18 protein-coding genes and 1 pseudogene are annotated in these 17,304 nt (G+C 69.7%); 8 read left to right on the top strand and 11 right to left on the bottom strand.

Annotated features, from left to right (window positions below):
- Positions 1-95: 95 nt before the first annotated feature.
- The 5 genes from ASV56_RS07200 to ASV56_RS07180 all read right to left on the bottom strand — a co-directional run bounded on the left by ASV56_RS07200 (position 96) and on the right by ASV56_RS07180 (position 3,515).
- A complete protein-coding gene (locus ASV56_RS07200) occupies positions 96-635 on the bottom strand; it encodes a helix-turn-helix transcriptional regulator (protein ID WP_062561375.1) in 540 nt (179 codons plus the stop codon).
- Positions 636-640: 5 nt separating this feature from the next.
- Entirely contained in the window at positions 641-1,279 is a 639-nt protein-coding gene (locus tag ASV56_RS07195) for a cytochrome b/b6 domain-containing protein (protein WP_062561374.1), read from the bottom strand.
- A 2-nt stretch (positions 1,280-1,281) separates the two neighbouring features.
- On the bottom strand, positions 1,282-1,545 hold the full coding sequence (locus tag ASV56_RS07190; RefSeq protein ID WP_062561373.1) for a PepSY domain-containing protein: 264 nt from the start codon (positions 1,543-1,545) through the stop codon (positions 1,282-1,284).
- A 141-nt stretch (positions 1,546-1,686) separates the two neighbouring features.
- Complete coding sequence (gene rlmN / locus ASV56_RS07185; protein ID WP_062561372.1) at positions 1,687-2,880, bottom strand: dual-specificity RNA methyltransferase RlmN; 1,194 nt, start codon at positions 2,878-2,880, stop codon at positions 1,687-1,689.
- A gap of 107 nt (positions 2,881-2,987) precedes the next feature.
- Positions 2,988-3,515 carry an invasion associated locus B family protein gene (locus tag ASV56_RS07180; RefSeq protein WP_062561371.1) on the bottom strand — a complete coding sequence of 176 codons (528 nt, stop codon included), beginning with the start codon at positions 3,513-3,515 and terminating at the stop codon, positions 2,988-2,990.
- A 153-nt stretch (positions 3,516-3,668) separates the two neighbouring features.
- Between ASV56_RS07180 and ASV56_RS07175 the strand changes: the two genes are divergently transcribed.
- Both ASV56_RS07175 and ASV56_RS07170 read left to right on the top strand, forming a co-directional pair.
- Positions 3,669-4,655: an asparaginase gene (locus ASV56_RS07175; RefSeq protein WP_062561370.1), complete on the top strand. Its 987-nt coding sequence runs from the start codon at positions 3,669-3,671 to the stop codon at positions 4,653-4,655.
- 149 nt (positions 4,656-4,804) lie between these two features.
- Positions 4,805-5,614: a calcium-binding protein gene (locus tag ASV56_RS07170; protein WP_172823736.1), complete on the top strand. Its 810-nt coding sequence runs from the start codon at positions 4,805-4,807 to the stop codon at positions 5,612-5,614.
- Positions 5,615-5,655: 41 nt separating this feature from the next.
- Here ASV56_RS07170 and ASV56_RS07165 read toward each other — a convergent pair whose 3' ends face one another.
- The 4 genes from ASV56_RS07165 to fsa all read right to left on the bottom strand — a co-directional run bounded on the left by ASV56_RS07165 (position 5,656) and on the right by fsa (position 8,862).
- Positions 5,656-6,411 carry a TSUP family transporter gene (locus tag ASV56_RS07165; RefSeq protein WP_062561368.1) on the bottom strand — a complete coding sequence of 252 codons (756 nt, stop codon included), beginning with the start codon at positions 6,409-6,411 and terminating at the stop codon, positions 5,656-5,658.
- A 158-nt stretch (positions 6,412-6,569) separates the two neighbouring features.
- Positions 6,570-7,508, bottom strand: coding sequence for a tyrosine recombinase XerC (locus ASV56_RS07160; RefSeq protein ID WP_062561367.1), 939 nt, complete (start codon positions 7,506-7,508; stop codon positions 6,570-6,572).
- Positions 7,505-8,209, bottom strand: a complete 705-nt coding sequence (locus ASV56_RS07155) for a DUF484 family protein (RefSeq protein WP_062561366.1) — start codon at positions 8,207-8,209, stop codon at positions 7,505-7,507. The genes ASV56_RS07160 and ASV56_RS07155 overlap by 4 nt, the downstream gene beginning before the upstream one ends.
- Entirely contained in the window at positions 8,209-8,862 is a 654-nt protein-coding gene (fsa, locus tag ASV56_RS07150; protein WP_062561365.1) for a fructose-6-phosphate aldolase, read from the bottom strand. The genes ASV56_RS07155 and fsa overlap by 1 nt, the downstream gene beginning before the upstream one ends.
- 247 nt (positions 8,863-9,109) lie before the next feature.
- Here fsa and ASV56_RS07145 point away from each other — a divergent pair, with 247 nt between their 5' ends.
- Positions 9,110-11,308 carry a primosomal protein N' gene (locus ASV56_RS07145; RefSeq protein WP_062561364.1) on the top strand — a complete coding sequence of 733 codons (2,199 nt, stop codon included), beginning with the start codon at positions 9,110-9,112 and terminating at the stop codon, positions 11,306-11,308.
- Here ASV56_RS07145 and ASV56_RS07140 read toward each other — a convergent pair.
- The gene (locus tag ASV56_RS07140; RefSeq protein WP_253879904.1) at positions 11,305-12,327 is read right to left on the bottom strand and encodes an AbrB family transcriptional regulator; all 1,023 of its coding nucleotides are present in this window, start codon (positions 12,325-12,327) and stop codon (positions 11,305-11,307) included. The two genes, ASV56_RS07145 and ASV56_RS07140, sit on opposite strands and share 4 nt — an antisense overlap.
- Positions 12,328-12,338: 11 nt before the next feature.
- Entirely contained in the window at positions 12,339-13,079 is a 741-nt protein-coding gene (locus ASV56_RS07135; RefSeq protein WP_062562264.1) for an N-formylglutamate amidohydrolase, read from the bottom strand.
- A gap of 118 nt (positions 13,080-13,197) precedes the next feature.
- Between ASV56_RS07135 and pyk the strand changes: the two genes are divergently transcribed.
- The 5 genes and pseudogenes from pyk (at position 13,198) to ASV56_RS07110 (ending at position 17,299) form a co-directional block, all read left to right on the top strand.
- A complete protein-coding gene (pyk, locus tag ASV56_RS07130; RefSeq protein ID WP_062561362.1) occupies positions 13,198-14,643 on the top strand; it encodes a pyruvate kinase in 1,446 nt (481 codons plus the stop codon).
- Positions 14,644-14,679: 36 nt separating this feature from the next.
- Positions 14,680-15,096, top strand: a complete 417-nt coding sequence (locus ASV56_RS07125; protein WP_062561361.1) for a hypothetical protein — start codon at positions 14,680-14,682, stop codon at positions 15,094-15,096.
- Positions 15,097-15,204: 108 nt separating this feature from the next.
- Positions 15,205-15,405: a 50S ribosomal protein L35 gene (rpmI, locus tag ASV56_RS07120; protein WP_017998717.1), complete on the top strand. Its 201-nt coding sequence runs from the start codon at positions 15,205-15,207 to the stop codon at positions 15,403-15,405.
- 12 nt (positions 15,406-15,417) lie between these two features.
- Positions 15,418-15,777 carry a 50S ribosomal protein L20 gene (gene rplT / locus ASV56_RS07115; RefSeq protein WP_011748559.1) on the top strand — a complete coding sequence of 120 codons (360 nt, stop codon included), beginning with the start codon at positions 15,418-15,420 and terminating at the stop codon, positions 15,775-15,777.
- Between the two features lie 170 nt (positions 15,778-15,947).
- Positions 15,948-17,299: pseudogene (locus ASV56_RS07110) on the top strand (cytochrome P450).
- The last annotated feature ends 5 nt before the right edge of the window (positions 17,300-17,304 follow it).

Raw genomic sequence — 17,304 nt, 5'->3', positions numbered from 1 at the left:
CTCGCGGGTCGGGACGCTTCTACGACCTAGGGGCGCGAGGGGCAAGAATCACGGCGAAAGATCAACCGGGCGTGATGGCGGGAAGCGGGCGGGGGCTAGGGCTCCTGCGGGACGGCGCGCGCGCCGTCTTCCTTCGCCGCCGGTCTGTCGCTGAACAGGTCCTCGACGAACCAGGCTGCGAACTGGGCCCGTCCCGAGACGCCCGCCTTGGCATAGATGCGCGTCAACTGCGCCCGGATCGTGCCCTGCGCCGCGCTGCGAATGGTGGCGATCTCGGCCACGTCCAGGCCCTTCAGCGCCAGCCTTCCCACGTCACGCTCGGCTGAGGTAAGGCCCCAGATCTCGAACTGGCCCTCGACGATCCGGGCCATGTCGCCACGCGCGGCGTCCAGCATCCGCTCTTGGTCGCGCAGCCGCTCCAGCGTCAGCCGCAATTGCCAGCCGCCGATGACGATGCCCAGGATCAAGGCCAGCGCGACCAGGGCCTCGATGATGGCGTGGGCGGTGCCGGGAAAGCTCAGCAAATCGGTCAGGGCATCCCCGACGAAGAACACGGCCGCCACCGTCTGAAGCAGCAAGAGCAGCGCCAGGGCGGCGGATTGATTCCGCCACGAGGTCTTTTTGCGCCCGTCCATCGTCTCTACCGGTCTTTGCCGCGGATCATCGGCCGCACCAGGTTGCGCCCCAGGGCCCGACTTTCGGCCGCCACGCCCAGCACATGCAGCACCGCCAGGAACAGCAGCAGGTTGGCGGCAATCTCATGCACCTCTTCGACAAGCTTGGTGTCTTGGGGGCGATCATCGCCTGCGGCATCGTCCTTGACAAGGACGGACCAGTCGCCCGCCGCGACCGCCGCCCGTTCCTCGGCGATGGTGATCGGGGTCTTGCCCCCTGTCATCACCAGACCGGTGGCGATGACGACGATCAGGCCCAGCCAGAGCGCATAGACCATCATCGCCCCCGCCGGATTATGCGAGGGGTATTCGCACGCCCTGCCGCGCAGCACCTGTCCCAGATGCCGAAGCGCGCTCAGCGGAGCGGGCGGAAAGGCGGCAAACCGCGCCTCGCGGGGGCCGACGAGGCCCCAGACCAGGCGGGCGGCCAGCAGTGCCATCGCCGCCCATCCGATCCAGATGTGAATGGTGCCACCGGGCTTGACGATCAATCCGTTGACGAAGACGGCGGCGGCGATGCCCCAATGGGAAATGCGGATCAGCGGATCCCAGGGATTGGGGGGCGCGACGGCGCCCCCGGTGTCGGGTTTGGCCAGGCGCGACATGCTCAACCATCAGCCTTGATCTCGGTGACGGCGCCGCTCTTGGGGTCGATGTAGACCTCCCATCTCTTGCCGTCGGCATCGGTGCATTTGGCCTCGATCTTGCCGCCTTCCGGCTCGAATTCCTTGACCTTGCACCCGGCCTTTTCAAGGGCGGCGGTCGCATCGGCCGGGTTGGTGCCGACCATATCCCCGACGGCCGGCATCGCGAATGCCGAAAGCGGCGTGGCGGCCAGGGCCAGGGCCAGCGTGAATCGCTTCAGTTCCATGGGCTGTTTTCCTTTGCAAGCGCCGGGCGGATTGCCGCGGCGACAGGCTGAGGAAACGGCGCCAGAGCCCTGGCGTCGATTGGCGAAACGCTGACGATGGAGCACGTAAGCGGATGCTGACGCGGCCTTTCGCAGGTCCGCTCAGGCCGCGCTGCCGGTCTCGGCCGCGATCTCGGCCCGGGACTTGCGGCCGCGCTCGGTCGCGGATTTCAGCTGGCCGCAGGCGGCCATGATATCCTCGCCCCGGGGCGTGCGGATCGGTGAGGCATAGCCGGCCTTGTGCACGATGTCGGCGAAGGCCTCGATCCGCTCCCAACTCGAACGGCGATAGGCTACGCCCGGCCATTCGTTGAACGGGATCAGGTTGATCTTGGCCGGGATGCCGCGGATCAGCTTGACCAGGCGGCGGGCGTCCTCGTCGCTGTCGTTCACGCCGTCCAGCATGACATATTCGAAGGTGATGCGTTCGCTGTTCGACAGGCGCGGGTATTCGCGCAGCGCGTTCAGCAGCGTCTCGATGTTCCACTTGCGGTTCACCGGCACCAGCGTGTCGCGCACCGCGTCGGTGGTGGCGTGGAAGCTGACGGCCAGAAGGCAGCCGATCTCCTCGGCGGTCTTGGCGATTTCGGGCACGATGCCGCTGGTCGACAGCGTGATGCGGCGGCGCGACAGGCTGATGCCCTCGCCATCCATCACCACCTTCATGGCGTCGCGGACATTGTCGAAGTTATACAGCGGCTCGCCCATGCCCATCAGCACGACATTGCTGACCAGCCGGGTCTCGTCCTTGGGCGCGCCGGGCTTGGGCCATTCGCCCAGGTCGTCGCGGGCGACCATGACCTGGCCGACGATCTCGCCCGCCGTCAGGTTGCGCACCAGCTTCTGCGTGCCGGTGTGGCAGAAGGAACAGGTCAGCGTGCAGCCAACCTGCGACGAGATGCACAGCGTGCCGCGCGATTCCTCGGGGATATAGACCGTCTCGACCTCATGCCCGCCGGCGATGCGCAGCAGGTATTTGCGCGTGCCGTCGGCGCTGATCTGGCGGGTCACGATCTCGGGCAGCGCGATCTCGAACCGCTCGGCCAGGAAGGCGCGGTAATCCTTGGCGAGGTTGGTCATCTGCGCGAAATCGCGCACGCCCCAGTGATAGACCCATTGCCAGATCTGGCCGACGCGCATCCTGGCCTGCTTTTCGGGCGTCCCGGCCTGGACCAGCGCGTCGCGCAGCTGGTCGCGGGTCAGGCCGACGATATTCGTCAGCGCCGATTCCGGCAGCTTGCGCGGGATGGTCAGAAGATCCTGCGTGATCGGTGCAGCGGGGATGGGGGCGTTCATGGCTTGGGCGGATCCGGGCGTTGGGCAAGGCCCCTATATAGGCGAAAGCGGCCCAAAAGAAAACAGGGGCAGAAGCCCCCGTTCCCGTGTCGTGGCGTGGCCGTGGCTTATTTGCAGGCGGCCTGGGCCTTGTTGGTCGCGGCGGTGATGCCGGACAGGCTGAACGTGTCCTTGGTCACCGTGCCGCGGGCCGAGCGGCCCGAGATGACCGCCGACGAGCCGCCGCGCAGCGCGCTGACCAGCTTGCTGTCCTCGGAGGGCGAGCCGGTCCAGGCGCTTTCGCCCTCGGTGAACAGCTTGAAGACATTGCCGCCGACATTCACCTCGACCGTCGAATCCGGTGCGAAGGGATAGCCGCCCGAGAACGAGACCTCGCCGCCCTGGCCGGGGCGATAGGCGACATAGAGGCGGATGTCGCCGCGCGTCACTTCCTTGGGCTTGCCCGAGGCATCGACGTTCTGGGTCGATTTCGGGGCCGACACGGCCCAGCATTCCTTGGGGCTCGACGCCGAGAAGACGGTCCAGTCGCCCTCGGTCCCGATCACATTCGTCGAGTCCTGGGCCAGGACCGGCGAAGACGCGGCGATCGCGATTGCAGCGGCAGCCGCTGCGGCGCGCGGCGCGGATTTCAACATGCTCTGGTCTCCTGCCATGGTCCGGTTCGATCCGGCTTGTTGCCGATGACGGTGGTATTTTCAACCATCTGGCTGCAAGATAATGCGAAATTGAACGGGGGAAAAACCCCTTTTTTGCGGAACATCGCGCGATTGTCAGAGCAAGGGGGAGCCATGACGGCCGCAAGACTGATCGAATTGTGGCGCGGGGGCCTGCGCGAAAGCAGCCATCTGGGCCATGTGGTGATCTCGGACGCCGAGGGCGTGGTCGAGGCCTGGGGCAATCCGGGCACGGTGATCTTCCCGCGGTCCTCGTGCAAGATGATCCAGGCGCTGCCGCTGGTCGAAAGCGGCGCGGCCGATGCGGCGGGGCTGGGCAGCGAGCAGCTGGCGCTGGCCTGCGCCAGCCACAACGGCGCGCGGGCGCATGTGGATCGGGTCTCGGCCTGGCTCTCGGGCCTGGGGCTCGAGGAGGAGGATCTGCGCTGCGGCGCCCATATGCCGCGCGACCCGGCCGAGCATCGGCGGCTGCTCTGTTCCGACACCACGCCCTGCCAGATCCACAACAACTGCTCGGGCAAGCATGCCGGCTTCCTGACGCTGAAGCGGCACATGAAAGCCGGGCCGGAATATGTCGAGATCGACCATCCGGTGCAGCGCGCCGTGCGCCGTGCCTTCGAGGAGGTCACGGGCGAGACCGCCGCCGGCTGGGGCATCGACGGCTGCGCCGCGCCGAATTTCGCCTGCACGGTCGAGGGGCTGGCCCGCGCCATGGCGTCCTTTGCCCGGCCCGGCGCCGGGGCGCGCGGCGCGGCGCAGCGCCGGTTGGTCGAGGCAATGATCGCGCATCCCGCGCTGGTCGCCGGCGAAGGTCGCGCCTGCACCGAGCTGATGCGCGCCATGAAGGGCCGCGCCGCCGTCAAGACCGGGGCCGAGGCGGTCTTCGTCGGCATCGTGCCCGAGCGCGGCCTGGGCATCGCGCTGAAAGTCTCGGACGGCGGCACGCGCGGCGCCGAGGCGGCGATCACCGCGCTGATGGTGCATCTGGGGCTGCTGGAGGAGGGCCATCCGGTGGTCGGGAAATACCTGACCGACCCGATCCGCAACTGGCGCGGCATGGCCACGGGCGAGATGCGCCGCGCCTCGGGCTTTCCGAACTGATCGTTTCGGGAATCGCCGGGTTCCGAACCGCTTGATCCGGCGGTTTTGCGCCGGTCGGCCGGCGCGGCATGTCACCTTCCGCGGGAATATGGGAATGTGGTTTCGCCCGAAGAACTCGGGCGGTTTTTCATGTTACCGAGGTAAGATCCATGGCGACTTTGTCTTATGATTATTACTGGGCGGTCTATTCCGAGACCCTGGCCGACGTGGCTGCCGAGCTGGCGCGGCAGATGGGCCGGCTGCCCGTGCTGAACGTGATCCGCGGCGTTTCCGGCCCCGAGATTCTGGACGGCACCGATTGCGACGACGGCATCCTGGGAGGCGGCGGCAGTGACCGGCTGCGCGGCTTTGGCGGCGACGACTTCCTGCACGGCGGTTTCGGCAATGACAGCCTCTGGGGCGGCGACGGCCGCGATTCGATGCATGGCTGCAATGGCAACGACCGCATGTGGGGCCAGGCCGGCCACGACTTCATGCATGGCGGGCTGGGCAATGATGCGCTGTGGGGCGGGACCGGCAACGACAGCCTGCACGGCTGCTTCGGCAACGACACGCTGAAGGGCGAGGCCGGCAACGACTTCCTGCATGGCGGTTTCGGCAATGACCAGCTGTCGGGCGGTTCGGGCAACGACACCCTCAACGGCTGTTTCGGCGACGATCTGGTCGATGGCGGGGCGGGGAACGACCTGCTCTCGGGCGGCTATGGCCGCGATACCTTCGTCTTCGACGGCGGCAGCGACCGCATCATCGATTTCGAGACCGGCGGCTGCGGTTGCGGTGCGGACCAGGCCGAGGTGATCCGCGTCGATCTGGCCGGCACCGACGATTACGCGGCGCTGATGGCGGCGGCCCGGCAGGACGGGGCGGATGCGGTCTTCGACCTGGGCGGCGGCAACCGGCTGGTGCTGGAAGGGGTCGCGCTGGCCGAGCTGGACGATTCGATGTTCGTCTTTGTCTGAGCCTTGCCCAAGGCTTTCGGGGCGGGCGTGGTCCCGCCCCGTTACATGAGTTGCCAGATCAGCCGCAGCGCCAGCGCGGTCGAGGTGACGACCAGCAGCGGCTTGATGACCCGGGCGCCGATGCGCATGGCCAGCCGCGCGCCCAGGCTGGCGCCGGCGATCTGCGCCACCGCCATGGCGGCGCCGACCAGCCACAGCGGCTTGCCGACCAGGGCGAAGGCCACCAGCCCGCCCAGGTTCGAGGCGAAGTTCAGCAGCTTCGTATGCGCCGTGGCCTTGAGGATGCCGTAGCCCGCCAGCATCACGAAGCCCAGCATGAAGAACGAGCCGGTGCCCGGTCCCAGCAGCCCGTCGTAGAAGGCGACCGCCGGCACCACCGTCGCGGCAAAGACCGCATGCGGCAGGCGCCGCGCCCGGTCGGTGTCGTCGAGCCCCGGCTTCAGCGCGAAGAAGACCGCGATGCCGATCAAGAGCAGCGGCAGGCCGTAGCGCAGCGCCTGCGTCGGCAGGAAGCTGACCAGCGCCGCGCCCCAGAGCCCGGCCATGAAGGCCACGGCGGCCTCGGGCAGTTGCGCGCGCGGGTCGACCAGGCCGCGGCGGGCATAGGAGATCGCCGCCGTCGCGGCGCCGAACACGCCCTGCACCTTGTTGGTGGCCAGCGCCTGCGCGGGCGGCAGGCCCGCCAGCATCAGCGCCGGCACGGTGATCAGCCCGCCGCCGCCGGCGATGGCATCGACGAAGCCGGCCGCGAAGGCGGCGCCGATCAGCATCAGCAGAAGGTCGAGCGAGAGGTCCATGGCCCGGGCTTTGCGGCGCGGCGGCCGAATTGTAAAGGCCGCGCGTGCGGCGCGGTGGCCGGGAGTATTTGGGAAACGGTGAAAGCCGTTGGGGCCGGGGTGCGGCGGCCGGGTCTGTGGCACGGGCGGCGGGGGTATTTGTGGAGCAAAGAAGCCGATCAGCCCCGGGGATGGGCGGCGCGATAGACCTCGAGCAGCCGGGCGTCGTCGATGCCGGTATAGACCTGGGTGGTCGAGAGGCTGGCGTGGCCCAGCAGTTCCTGGATGGTGCGCAGATCGCCGCCCTCCGCCAGCAGATGCGTGGCGAAGCTGTGGCGCAGCGCATGCGGCGTCGCCGTCGGCGGCAGGCCCATGACCTGGCGGGCGTGGCGCATCGCCGCCGCGATCAGCGACGGGTTCAGCCGGCCGCCGCGCGCGCCGCGAAACAGCGGCGACTGCGGTTCCAGCGGCCAGGGGCAGAGCTGCAGATAGGCCGCCGTCGCCTGCTGCGCGATGGGCAGCACCGGCACCTGGCGTTCCTTCTTGCCCTTGCCGCGGATGGTCAGCGCCTCGCGGAAGGGCCAGTCGCGGCCGTCGAGGCTGAGCGCCTCGGAGATGCGCAGCCCGCAGCCGTAGAGCAGGGTCAGGACGGCGGTGTCGCGGGCGGCGATCCAGGGCTCGGCGTGGGTGTCGCCGGCGATGTCCAGCACCGCCTCGGCCTGGTCCGGCGCCAGCGGGCGCGGCAGCGAGCGGGTGAATTTCGGGCTGCGCGCCGCCAGCGCCCTGGAAGCGTCGAAGCCGTGCCGGTCCGACATCCAGCGGATGAAGCTGCGCGCGGCCGAGAGCCTTCGCGCCAGCGAGCGGGCGCCAAGGCCGCGGGTGCGCTCGGCGGCGGCAAAGGCGCGCATGTCGGTCTGGGTCAGGCTGCCCAGCGTCGCGGGCAGGGCCGGCGTGCCGTGATAGCCGCCGAGGAAGGCCAGGAAAGCCAGCAGATCGCCCTGATAGGCCCGGATCGTGTGCTCGGAGCGGTCGCGCGTCGCCTTTTCGCTGTCGAGCCAGCGCGCGAGATTGTCGGCCATGGCCGGGGCCAGCGCCAGGGGGCCGGCCGGCTGGCTCATGCCCGGAGCCAGGAGATCAGCACCAGCCGGAACACCTGGCCGAAGAAGCGCAACAGGTCCGTACCCTGGGCCGGGTTGAAGCGCCCGACATCGCCGGAACCCATCAAGAGCAGCGCCGGGAAGCGGCCGGGGCCGAGGTCCAGCGGCAACAGCGCCTCGGAGCGGATCGGCGCGCGCGCTTCGCCGTGAAAGGGCAGGGCCTGGCTGGCGGCGCGGCGCAGCACGATGTCGTCGCCGCGCGGCATGCGCCGGCCGCCCGAGATCAGCTCGGCCACCGTGCCGGCGGGGGCGACGATCAGCGGGCCGCTGGCCTGCGGCTGGGGCAGGGCGCCGCCCGATTCCATCACCAGCCGCAGGGTTTCCACCCGCAGGATCGGCGCGACGGCGAGTTCGAGGTTTTCCAGGAAGCCCTCGAACTCCATCGGTTCCAGCAGCGACAGCACGGCGCGGTGGATGGTGTTCATCCCCGACTGGTTGTCATAGGCGGCCGAGATCACCGATTCATGCGCCGATTCCAGCCGGTCCAGCCGCGATTCCAGCGCCTGCATGGCGCGGCCGCGGATGTCGATGACGTTCTCGCCCACCTCGGCCTCGCGCGCGCCGATCAGCGCGCGCATCAGGTCGCGGTCGGCGAGGATCAGCTCGGGCTGCGCCAGCAGCCGGGCGCGGGTCTCGTCGGAAAGCGGCTGGCTGTCGGGCATCAGAGGATCTTCTGCCCGGTCTTGGCCCAGTCGGCGTTGAACTGTTCCAGGCCCTTGTCGGTCAGCACGTGATTCGCCATCGCCTTGATGACCGCCGGCGGGGCGGTGATGACGTCGGCGCCGATGCGGGCCACGTCGGTGATGTGGTTCACCGAGCGGATCGAGGCCGCCAGGATCTCGGTCTGGAAGTCGTAATTGTCATAGATCTCGCGGATCTGCGCGATCAGCTCGACGCCGTCCAGGTTGATGTCGTCGAGCCGGCCCAGGAAGGGGCTGATGAAGGTCGCGCCGGCTTTCGCCGCCAGGATCGCCTGCGCCGGGCTGAAGCACAGCGTCACGTTGACCTTGTGGCCCTGCGACGACAGCGCCTTGCAGGCCTTGAGCCCGTCCCAGGTCAGCGGCACCTTGACGGTGATGTTCGAGGCGATCTTCACCAGGCGCTCGCCCTCGCGGATCATGTCGGCGGCGTCGCTGGCCACCACCTCGGCGCTGACCGGGCCTTCGACCAGGTCGCAGATTTCCTTGGTGACTTCCAGGATGTCGCGGCCGGATTTCAGGATCAGCGAGGGGTTGGTGGTGACGCCATCCACCATGCCCAGGTCGTTCAATTCGCGGATCGCGGCGACGTCGGCGGTATCGACAAAGAATTTCATGCGCGGGGGCCCCCTCTTGCGGATTTGCCGAGGGTTTAGCGCATAACAATCGGCGCGTGAAGTCCGCGCGGCTTGCGGGCGGGCGCGGCCCTGTGCAAGATCCCGGCCTTGTCCGCAGGAGAGCGCCCTTGGAAGCCCTGAACCCCGACCTGTTCGATCTGCTGCCGCTGCTGGCCGCCGGCCCGGTGCTGGTCGGGCATTGGCCGCTGCTGCTGTTCGTCGGCTGGGCTGCGGTGCCCTGAACCCGATGCCGCCGGCCTTCTATCCCCATGGCGCGCGCATCGCCGTGCTGACGCAGGAAGTCGTCGGCGTGCTGGATTATCTCGCGCCCGAGGGCGGGGTGCGGCTGGGCCAGCTGGTGGTGGTGCCGCTGGGGCCGCGCCGGGTGATGGGGGCGGTCTGGGGACCGGGCATGGGCGATTTCGACATGGCCAAGCTGCGCCCGGTGGCGCGGCTGGTCGATGCGCCGCCGCTGTCGGGGGGCATGATCGAATTCCTGACCCGGATGGGCGAATACACGCTGACGCCCTTGCCTGCGATGCTACGCATGGCGACGCGGGCGCCGGACCTGGACCAGCCGCCCTCGGCCCGGCGCATCATCCATCGCGCCGGCCCGCCGCCCGAGCGCATGACCGACGCCCGCGCCGCCGTGCTGCGGGTGATCGAGGATCACGGCGGCGCCGGCTTCGCGCCCGGCGAGCTGGCGCAGCTGGCCGGCGTCAGCCCGGGCGTGGTGCAGGGTCTGGTCAAATCCGGCACGCTGGCCGAAGTGCTGGCGCCGCGCGATGTGCCCTATCCGCGCCTTGACCCCGGCCTGCCCGGCAAGCCCTTGGCGCAGGACCAGGCCGAGGCCGCCGACGCCCTGCGGGCCGAGGTCGCCCGCCGCGCCTATGCCACCACGCTGCTGCGCGGCGTCACCGGCTCGGGCAAGACCGAAGTCTATCTGGAGGCCGTGGCCGAATGTCTGCGCCAGGGCCGGCAGGCGCTGGTGCTGCTGCCCGAGATCGCGCTCTCGGCCGAGTTCCTCGACCGGGTCGAGGCCCGTTTCGGCGCCCGGCCCGGCGAATGGCATTCCGGCATCACCCGCAGCGAGCGCCGCCGGCTGTGGACCATGGCGGCGACGCATAACGTCGGCATGGTGGTCGGCGCCCGCTCGGCGCTGTTCCTGCCCTTTGCCGACCTGGGCCTGATCGTCGTCGATGAGGAGCACGATTCCAGCTACAAGCAGGAGGACGTGGTCTATTACAGCGCCCGCGACATGGCGGTGCTGCGCGCCAGCATCGAACAGGCGCAGGTGGTGCTGGCCTCGGCCACGCCCTCGGTCGAAAGCTGGGTCAACGCTGCCACCGGGAAATACCGCCGGCTGGACCTGCGGTCGCGCTATGGCACCGCCGAGCTGCCGGAAATGGGCACCATCGACCTGCGCCAGCAAGAGATGGAAAAGGGCCGCTGGATCAGCCCGCGTCTTGCCGCCGAGATCGCCGCCCGCAAGCAGCGCGGCGAGCAGTCGCTCTTGTTCCTGAACCGGCGCGGCTATGCCCCGATCACCGCCTGCCGCGCCTGTGGCCAGCAGATCGGTTGCGACCATTGCGACGCCCGCATGGTCGAGCACCGCTTCCAGAACCGCCTCGTCTGCCACCAATGCGGCGAGACCAAGCCGATCCCGACCGCCTGTCCCGCCTGCGGCGTCGAGGGCAAGATGACCGCCATCGGCCCCGGCGTCGAGCGGCTGGCCGAGGAGGTCGCCGAGCGTTTCCCCGAGGCCCGCGCCTCGGTGCTGTCCTCGGACCTGTTCCATTCGGCCCGGGCGCTGAAGGAGGCCATCGCCGAGATCGGGGCCGGCGAAACCGACATCATCATCGGCACCCAACTGGTCGCCAAGGGCCACAACTTCCCGCGCCTGACGCTGGTGGGCGTGATCGACGCCGACCTGGGCCTGCAAGGCGCCGATCTGCGCGCGGCCGAGCGCAGCTTCCAGCTGATGCGCCAGGTCGCCGGCCGGGCCGGGCGCGAGGGCGGCGAGGCGCGGGGGCTGGCGCTGCTGCAGACCTATCAGCCCGAACATCCGGTGATCCGCGCGATCCTCTCGGGCCGGGACGAGGATTTCTGGGACGCCGAGGCGGCGCAGCGCCAGGCGGCCGGCATGCCGCCCTTCGGCCGGCTGGCGGGGATCATCCTGTCGCATCCCGACATGCCGGTGGTCGAGGATTACGCCCATGCGCTGGCCCGCCGGGCCGAGCCGTTGCGCGCCGTGGGGGCCGAGCTTTTCGGCCCTGCGCCGGCGCCGATCACCCGTATCCGCGGCCGCTGCCGGGTCAGGATGCTGATCCGCGCCCCGCGCCAGGCGCCGGTGCAGGCGGCGATCGCTTCATGGCTGGCGCAGGCGCCGAAGCCGCCGACGAACCTGCGGCTGTCCGTGGACATCGACCCGCAGAGCTTTTTCTAGCGCCGCCGCTCGATCAGTTTCGAGGCCAGCGGCGCCAGGGTGATGACGATCACCATGCGCAGCAGGTGGTGGCTGACGACATAGGCCAGGTCCGCGCCGGCGATGATGGCGATGACCACCATCTCGGCCTGCCCGCCCGGCAGATAGGCCAGGAAGGCGTCGAGCGCCGGCGCCAGGCCCAATTGCATGATCAGCTCGATGAAGATCAGGCTGATGAGCGCCAGGAACAGCGCATAGACCAGCCCGGCGCTGACGTCGATGCGCAGCTCGCGCCCGGTGATGCCGACGTATTTCACCCCTACCGCCACGCCGATGAAGAATTGCGCCGCCTGGATGATCTCGGCCGGCGGGCGGTGCTGGATCACGCCCGACAAGGACAGCGCCGCCGTCAGGATCATCGGCCCCAGGATCGAGGCGCCGAACAGGCCCAGCCGCTCGGCCGCCTTCCAGCCGATCAGCCCGGCCGCGACCATGATGGCGATCTCGGCGGGATCGGTGGCGCGGATCGAGGTGCCCGGCGGCTGCGACAGGTCCACGCCCCAGAAGCTTTGCATGATCAGCGGCGCCACGGTGACGATGACCAGCACCCGCGTGGCGTGGATCAGCGACAGCGCGCGGACGTCGCCGCCGGCCTCCTCGCCGAAGACCAGCATGTCCTGCAACCCGCCCGGCATGGCGGCATACCAGGCGGTCGGGTGGTCGAAGCCGAAGCCGCGCCGGAACAGCGGATAGCCGACCAGTGCGATCACCAGGATGAAGGCGGGGACGAAGGCCAGCGAGGCGGCGATCTCGGGGATCTTGCCCAGCACCTCGGGCGTGATCGAGGCCCCGACCGCGACGCCCAGGAAGGTACGCATGAAGGTGCCGAGCCCGCCCGCGCCCATCAGCGGCGCCCCCGCCAGCGCCGCGATCAGGCAGGCGAGCATCGGGCCCAAGAGCAGCGGCAGCGGCAGGTGCAGCGCCAGGAACAGCGCGCCGCCGCCCGCGGCCAGGGCAAAGGTCAGGGTCCGGCGGGCCATGGCGGATCGCATCACAGCCCGCACCTGTCCAGGAATCCCTCCAGCACGTCCCCCAGCCGCTCGGCCCAAAGCGCCTGCCCGGGCTCGTCGGCGATCAGGTCGTTCCTGACCTCGATCAGCACGTTCGGGCGGCCCTGCGCCAGGGCGTGGCGGTCGATGGAATCGCCGTCCAGATGCCCGGAATAGGGCTCGTTGTCGCCGGTGATCCAGCCTAGGTCGCGGCATTCGCGCACCAGCGCCTTGCCCAGCCTTTCGTCGCGATGCGAATAGAGCACGCCCACCGCCCAGGGCCGGCGCGGCCGGCCGCGCAACTGGCGGGTAAAGCTGTGGATGGCGCAGATCGCCCGGTCCGGCCGGGCCGCGGCCAGGGCCTCATAGGCGGCGTGATAGGGGCGATAGAGCCGCTCCATCCGCAATGCGCGCTCGGCCGGCCCGGCGTGGCGGTTCGCCGGGATCACGGTGCCGTCATAGATCCGCATCAGCAGCGTCGGATCGTCCTCGCCCCGGTTCGGGTCGATCACCAGGCGCGAGAAATCCGTCAGGATCGCCGGCGCGTCCAGCCGTTCGGCCAGCTTCCGCGTCAGCCCGGCGGCGCCCACGTCATAGGCGATGTGGCGGGCCATGTCCTCGGGCGCGATGCCCAAAGACCCGCCGCCCACCCAGTCCGGCACGCGGTTGGTGGCGTGGTCGCAGGTGATCAGCCAGCGCGACCCGCGCGAAGGCCCGATGATGGAATGCGATTCGTGTGTCATGTCGGCTTTGCCTCGCATCGGGCACGCTTTAGTGCAAGCCTTGCGCAAGGCGCGGTTGCCGCGCGCGGGCGAATGGGTCTATAGAGCCGATAGCGCAAACAAGAGGCGGGAGAGACGGATGAGACGGCATCGCAAGGTCAAGATCGTGGCAACCCTGGGACCGGCATCCAGCGATTTCGCCACCATCCGGGCATTGTTCGAGGCCGGCGCGGACGTGTTCCGCCTGAACATGAGCCACGGCACGCATGAGGAGCAGCGCGCCCGCTACGACATCATCCGCAAGGTCGAGGCCGAATCGGGCCGGCCCATCGCCGTGCTGGCCGACCTGCAAGGGCCGAAGCTGCGCGTGGGCGCCTTCGCCGACGGGCCGCACGACCTGGCCGACGGCCAGGCCTTCCGCTTCGACCTCGACGCGACGCCGGGCACGGCGAGCCGCGTGCAGCTGCCGCATCCCGAGATCTTCGCCGCGCTGGAACCCAGCGCCGAACTGCTGGTCAACGACGGCAAGATCCGCCTGCGGGTCGAGAATTGCGGTGCCGATTTCGCCGATTGCGTGGTGACGGCGGGCGGGCCGATCTCGAACCGCAAGGGCGTGAACGTGCCGGACGTGGTGCTGCCGCTGGCGGCGCTGTCGGACAAGGACCGCGACGACCTGGAATTCGCCTGCGGGCTGGGGGTGGACTGGCTGGCCCTGTCCTTCGTCCAGCGCCCCGAGGACGTGATCGAGGCGCGCGAGCTGGCCCGCGGCCGCGCCGCCATCCTGTCCAAGATCGAGAAACCCGCCGCCGTGCGTGCCTTCAGCGAGATCCTGAAGGTCTCGGACGGGATCATGGTGGCGCGCGGCGACCTGGGCGTCGAGCTGCCGGTGCATTCGGTGCCGCCGATCCAGAAGCGGCTGGTGCGCGCCTGCCGCGCGGCCGCGAAGCCGGTGATCGTGGCGACCCAGATGCTGGAATCGATGATCGAAAGCCCGATGCCGACCCGCGCCGAGGTCAGCGACGTCGCGACCGCGATCTACGAGGGCACCGACGCCATCATGCTTTCGGCCGAAAGCGCCGCCGGCGCCTATCCGGTCGAGGCGGTGGCGACCATGGACAACGTCGCCCGCTCGGTCGAAAGCGACCCGACCTATCGCGAGATCATCGAAAGCTCGCGCCAGGCCAAGCGCCAGACCGTGGCCGACGGCATCGTCGCCGCCGCGCGCGAGATCGCCGAGACCACCGACATCTCCGCCATCTGCGCCTTTACTCAGTCCGGCACCACCGGCAGCCTGGTGGCGCGCGAGCGCCCGCGCGTGCCGATCGTCGCCATGTCCTCGGAAGAGCGGACGCTGCGCCGGCTGTGCCTGACCTGGGGCACGCATTGCGTGCTGACACCCGAGCTGGAGCGCTTCAAGCAGGCCGTGGTCAACGCCGCCAAGGCGGCGCGCGACTTCGGCTTTGCCGACGAGACCAACCAGATCGTGGTCATGGCCGGCGTGCCCTTCAACGTGCCCGGCACCACCAACATCCTGCGCATCGCGCCCTGCGACGAGCGCTTGATCTATCGCACCGATCCGGAATAAGCCCCGCGTAACGAGCTGTTACGGAAAGGTGATCCGATGATCGACATCCTGTTGCTGGCCGGCGTGGCGCTGTGCGTGCTGTCGGTGCTGCTGGCCATCGTCGCGGTGGCGCGCACCCGCGCGCCGCGCGGCGCGGCCATCGCGCTGGTGCTGGGCCTGGTCCTGGTCTTTGCCGGCGCCTGGCTGGACCCGCGCCCCTTCGGCGTCGCGGGGCTGAAGGAAAGCTGGCAGCGCCTGCTGGATGGCCAGGTCACCCTGGGCACCGACCCGGTGAGCGCGCCCGCGCCCGAGGCTGCCGCCCCGGCCGGGACCGCCCCCGCCGAGCCTGCGCCCGCCGAGCCTGCACCTGTCGAGACCGCGCCGGCCGTGGAAGCCCCGGCGGCCCCTGCTGTCGAGGCCCCCGCGGAGGCGCCGGCCGCCGAGAGCGCTCCGGCGGCGCCCGCCAGCCAATAAGGCTTGTCAAATTCGCGGCGCGCCCTTATAGGGCACGCTTCCACCCGCGCGGCCGGCCGATATGGCATTGCCGAGTCGCGCGTTCACTCTGACCGCAAGGAGAGTAAAATGCCGAAGATGAAGACCAAAGCGGCCGCCAAGAAGCGGTTCTCGATGACGGCTTCGGGCAAGGTCAAGGCCGGCCCGGCCGGCAAGCGCCACGGCATGATCAAGCGCTCGACGAAATTCATCCGCGATGTGACCGGGACCATGATCCTGTCCGACGCGGACGCGAAGATCGTCAAGAAATACATGCCCTACAACCGCTAAGGAGAACCGGACATGGCACGAGTCAAATCGGGTAAGATCACCCACGCCCGCCACAAGAAGGTTCTTGACGCGGCGAAAGGCTATTACGGCAACCGTTCGCGCAACTTCCGCACCGCGACCCAGGCTGTCGACAAGGCCAACCAATATGCGACCCGCGACCGCAAGACGCGCAAGCGCAATTTCCGCGCGCTGTGGATCCAGCGCATCAACGCCGCCGTGCGCGCCGTCGATGCCGAGATGACCTATTCGCGCTTCATCGCCGCGCTGGCGAAAGCCGGGATCGAGGTGGACCGCAAGGTCCTGGCCGACCTGGCCGTGCACGAGCCCGAGGCCTTTGCCGCCGTGGTCGCGCAGGCGAAAGCCGCCGCCTGATCCTTCGGGTTTGGCAGAGACACGGAAACCCGCGCCTTGGCGCGGGTTTTTTCGTTGCGTCCGGGGGGCTCTGCCCCCACGCCGGGCAGGCCCGGCGTTCCCCCGGGATATTTGTCCACAAAAGAGAAGCTGTCCCTGGAACCCGGCGGGGCAGGGCGGGGTTGCGGGGCATGTCCTTGCCGCATGATCTTCCCGTCCGCGTGCCCCTGCACCGCAAGCCGCTTGGGGTGCTGGCCTCGGCCATGGTGGCGCGGCGCAATGTGCTGGAGCTGATCCCCGAGATCGCTGTGCGCCAGCCCATGGTCTCGGGCAAGACCGGCAAGCGCTGGCACATGGTCATGGATCCCGAGGCGCTGCGCGTGGTGCTGAAGGACCGCGTCGAGGACTATCCCAAGTCGCTGGTGACGCGGCTGATCCTGGGACCGGCGGTGGGCTGTTCGATGTTCGTGGCCGAGGGTGCGCATTGGCGCTGGCAGCGCCTGGCCGCCGCCCCGGCCTTTGCCCAGCGCCATGTCGAGGCGCTGGGGCCGGTGATGAGCGCCGCTGCCGAGGCGAGCGCGCGGCGGCTGGTCTCGGCCGAGGGGCCGGTCGATGTCTTTGCCGAGATGGTGGCCGCGACCTTCGAGGTGATCTCGGACGTGACCTTTTCCGGCGACGAGGGCTTCGACCGCGCCGCCGTGCATCATGCCATCGACGCCTATATCGCCGGGGCGGCGCGGATCTCGGTCCTGGATGTCCTGGGCCTGCCGGGCTGGATCCCGCGGCCGGGCCGGCTGTTCGCGGGCGCCGACCTGCGGCGGATGAAGCGGGTCGCGGACGGGGCGATCCGTGCCCGGGCCGCCGCCGGGCCGCGCCGGGTGCCGGATCTGCTGGACCTGCTCCGCGCCGGTGCCGATCCCGAGACCGGGCGGCGCATGACGGCCGCCGAGCTGCGCGACAACCTGCTGACCTTCATCGTCGCCGGGCATGAGACGACGGCGCTGACCCTGGCCTGGTCGCTTTACCTGCTGGCCTTCGATCCCGGGGTCCAGGCCCGCGCGCCATCGAGGCGGACGCGGCCCTGGGCGGTCGCGTCGCGACCGCCGCCGACCTGCCGCGCCTGCCCTATCTGCGCCAGGTGGTCGAGGAGGCGCTGCGGCTCTATCCGCCCGCCGCCTTCCTGTCGCGCACCGCCCGCAGTCGCGACACGCTGGGCGGGCGCGAGGTGCGGCCCGGCGACACCATCATGCTGCCGATCTATGCGCTGCACCGCCACCGCCTGCTGTGGGACGACCCCGATGCCTTCGACCCCGACCGCTTTGCCCCCGGCGTCAGCCGCGACCGCTTCGCCTTCCTGCCCTTCGGCGCCGGCCCGCGCATCTGCATCGGCGCCAGCTTCGCCCTGCAAGAGGCGGTCATCATCCTGGCCACGCTGCTCTCGCGGCTGCGCTTTGCCCTGACCGGGCGCCGGCCTGAGCCGCGCATGATCCTGACCCTGCGCCCGCATGGCGGCGTCTGGCTGCAGGTCTCGCGCCGGGCTTGAAAGCC

This window comes from Paracoccus aminovorans, from assembly GCF_001546115.1.
GTDB lineage: Bacteria > Pseudomonadota > Alphaproteobacteria > Rhodobacterales > Rhodobacteraceae > Paracoccus > Paracoccus aminovorans_B.
This window is presented reverse-complemented; position numbering and strand designations above follow the sequence as displayed.

Excerpts from the sequence above, each read along its gene's own strand:
- ASV56_RS07200 (WP_062561375.1), bottom strand. The coding sequence starts at position 635 with ATGGACGGGCGCAAAAAGACCTCGTGGCGGAATCAATCCGCCGCCCTG.
- ASV56_RS07135 (WP_062562264.1), bottom strand. The coding sequence starts at position 13,079 with ATGACACACGAATCGCATTCCATCATCGGGCCTTCGCGCGGGTCGCGC.
- rlmN (WP_062561372.1), bottom strand. The coding sequence starts at position 2,880 with ATGAACGCCCCCATCCCCGCTGCACCGATCACGCAGGATCTTCTGACC.
- ASV56_RS07175 (WP_062561370.1), top strand. The coding sequence starts at position 3,669 with ATGACGGCCGCAAGACTGATCGAATTGTGGCGCGGGGGCCTGCGCGAA.
- ASV56_RS07190 (WP_062561373.1), bottom strand. The coding sequence starts at position 1,545 with ATGGAACTGAAGCGATTCACGCTGGCCCTGGCCCTGGCCGCCACGCCG.
- fsa (WP_062561365.1), bottom strand. The coding sequence starts at position 8,862 with ATGAAATTCTTTGTCGATACCGCCGACGTCGCCGCGATCCGCGAATTG.
- ASV56_RS07145 (WP_062561364.1), top strand. The coding sequence starts at position 9,110 with ATGCCGCCGGCCTTCTATCCCCATGGCGCGCGCATCGCCGTGCTGACG.
- ASV56_RS07155 (WP_062561366.1), bottom strand. The coding sequence starts at position 8,209 with ATGCCCGACAGCCAGCCGCTTTCCGACGAGACCCGCGCCCGGCTGCTG.
- ASV56_RS07165 (WP_062561368.1), bottom strand. The coding sequence starts at position 6,411 with ATGGACCTCTCGCTCGACCTTCTGCTGATGCTGATCGGCGCCGCCTTC.
- ASV56_RS07125 (WP_062561361.1), top strand. The coding sequence starts at position 14,680 with ATGATCGACATCCTGTTGCTGGCCGGCGTGGCGCTGTGCGTGCTGTCG.
- ASV56_RS07140 (WP_253879904.1), bottom strand. The coding sequence starts at position 12,327 with ATGGCCCGCCGGACCCTGACCTTTGCCCTGGCCGCGGGCGGCGGCGCG.
- ASV56_RS07160 (WP_062561367.1), bottom strand. The coding sequence starts at position 7,508 with ATGAGCCAGCCGGCCGGCCCCCTGGCGCTGGCCCCGGCCATGGCCGAC.
- ASV56_RS07170 (WP_172823736.1), top strand. The coding sequence starts at position 4,805 with ATGGCGACTTTGTCTTATGATTATTACTGGGCGGTCTATTCCGAGACC.
- pyk (WP_062561362.1), top strand. The coding sequence starts at position 13,198 with ATGAGACGGCATCGCAAGGTCAAGATCGTGGCAACCCTGGGACCGGCA.
- rpmI (WP_017998717.1), top strand. The coding sequence starts at position 15,205 with ATGCCGAAGATGAAGACCAAAGCGGCCGCCAAGAAGCGGTTCTCGATG.
- ASV56_RS07180 (WP_062561371.1), bottom strand. The coding sequence starts at position 3,515 with ATGTTGAAATCCGCGCCGCGCGCCGCAGCGGCTGCCGCTGCAATCGCG.
- ASV56_RS07195 (WP_062561374.1), bottom strand. The coding sequence starts at position 1,279 with ATGTCGCGCCTGGCCAAACCCGACACCGGGGGCGCCGTCGCGCCCCCC.
- rplT (WP_011748559.1), top strand. The coding sequence starts at position 15,418 with ATGGCACGAGTCAAATCGGGTAAGATCACCCACGCCCGCCACAAGAAG.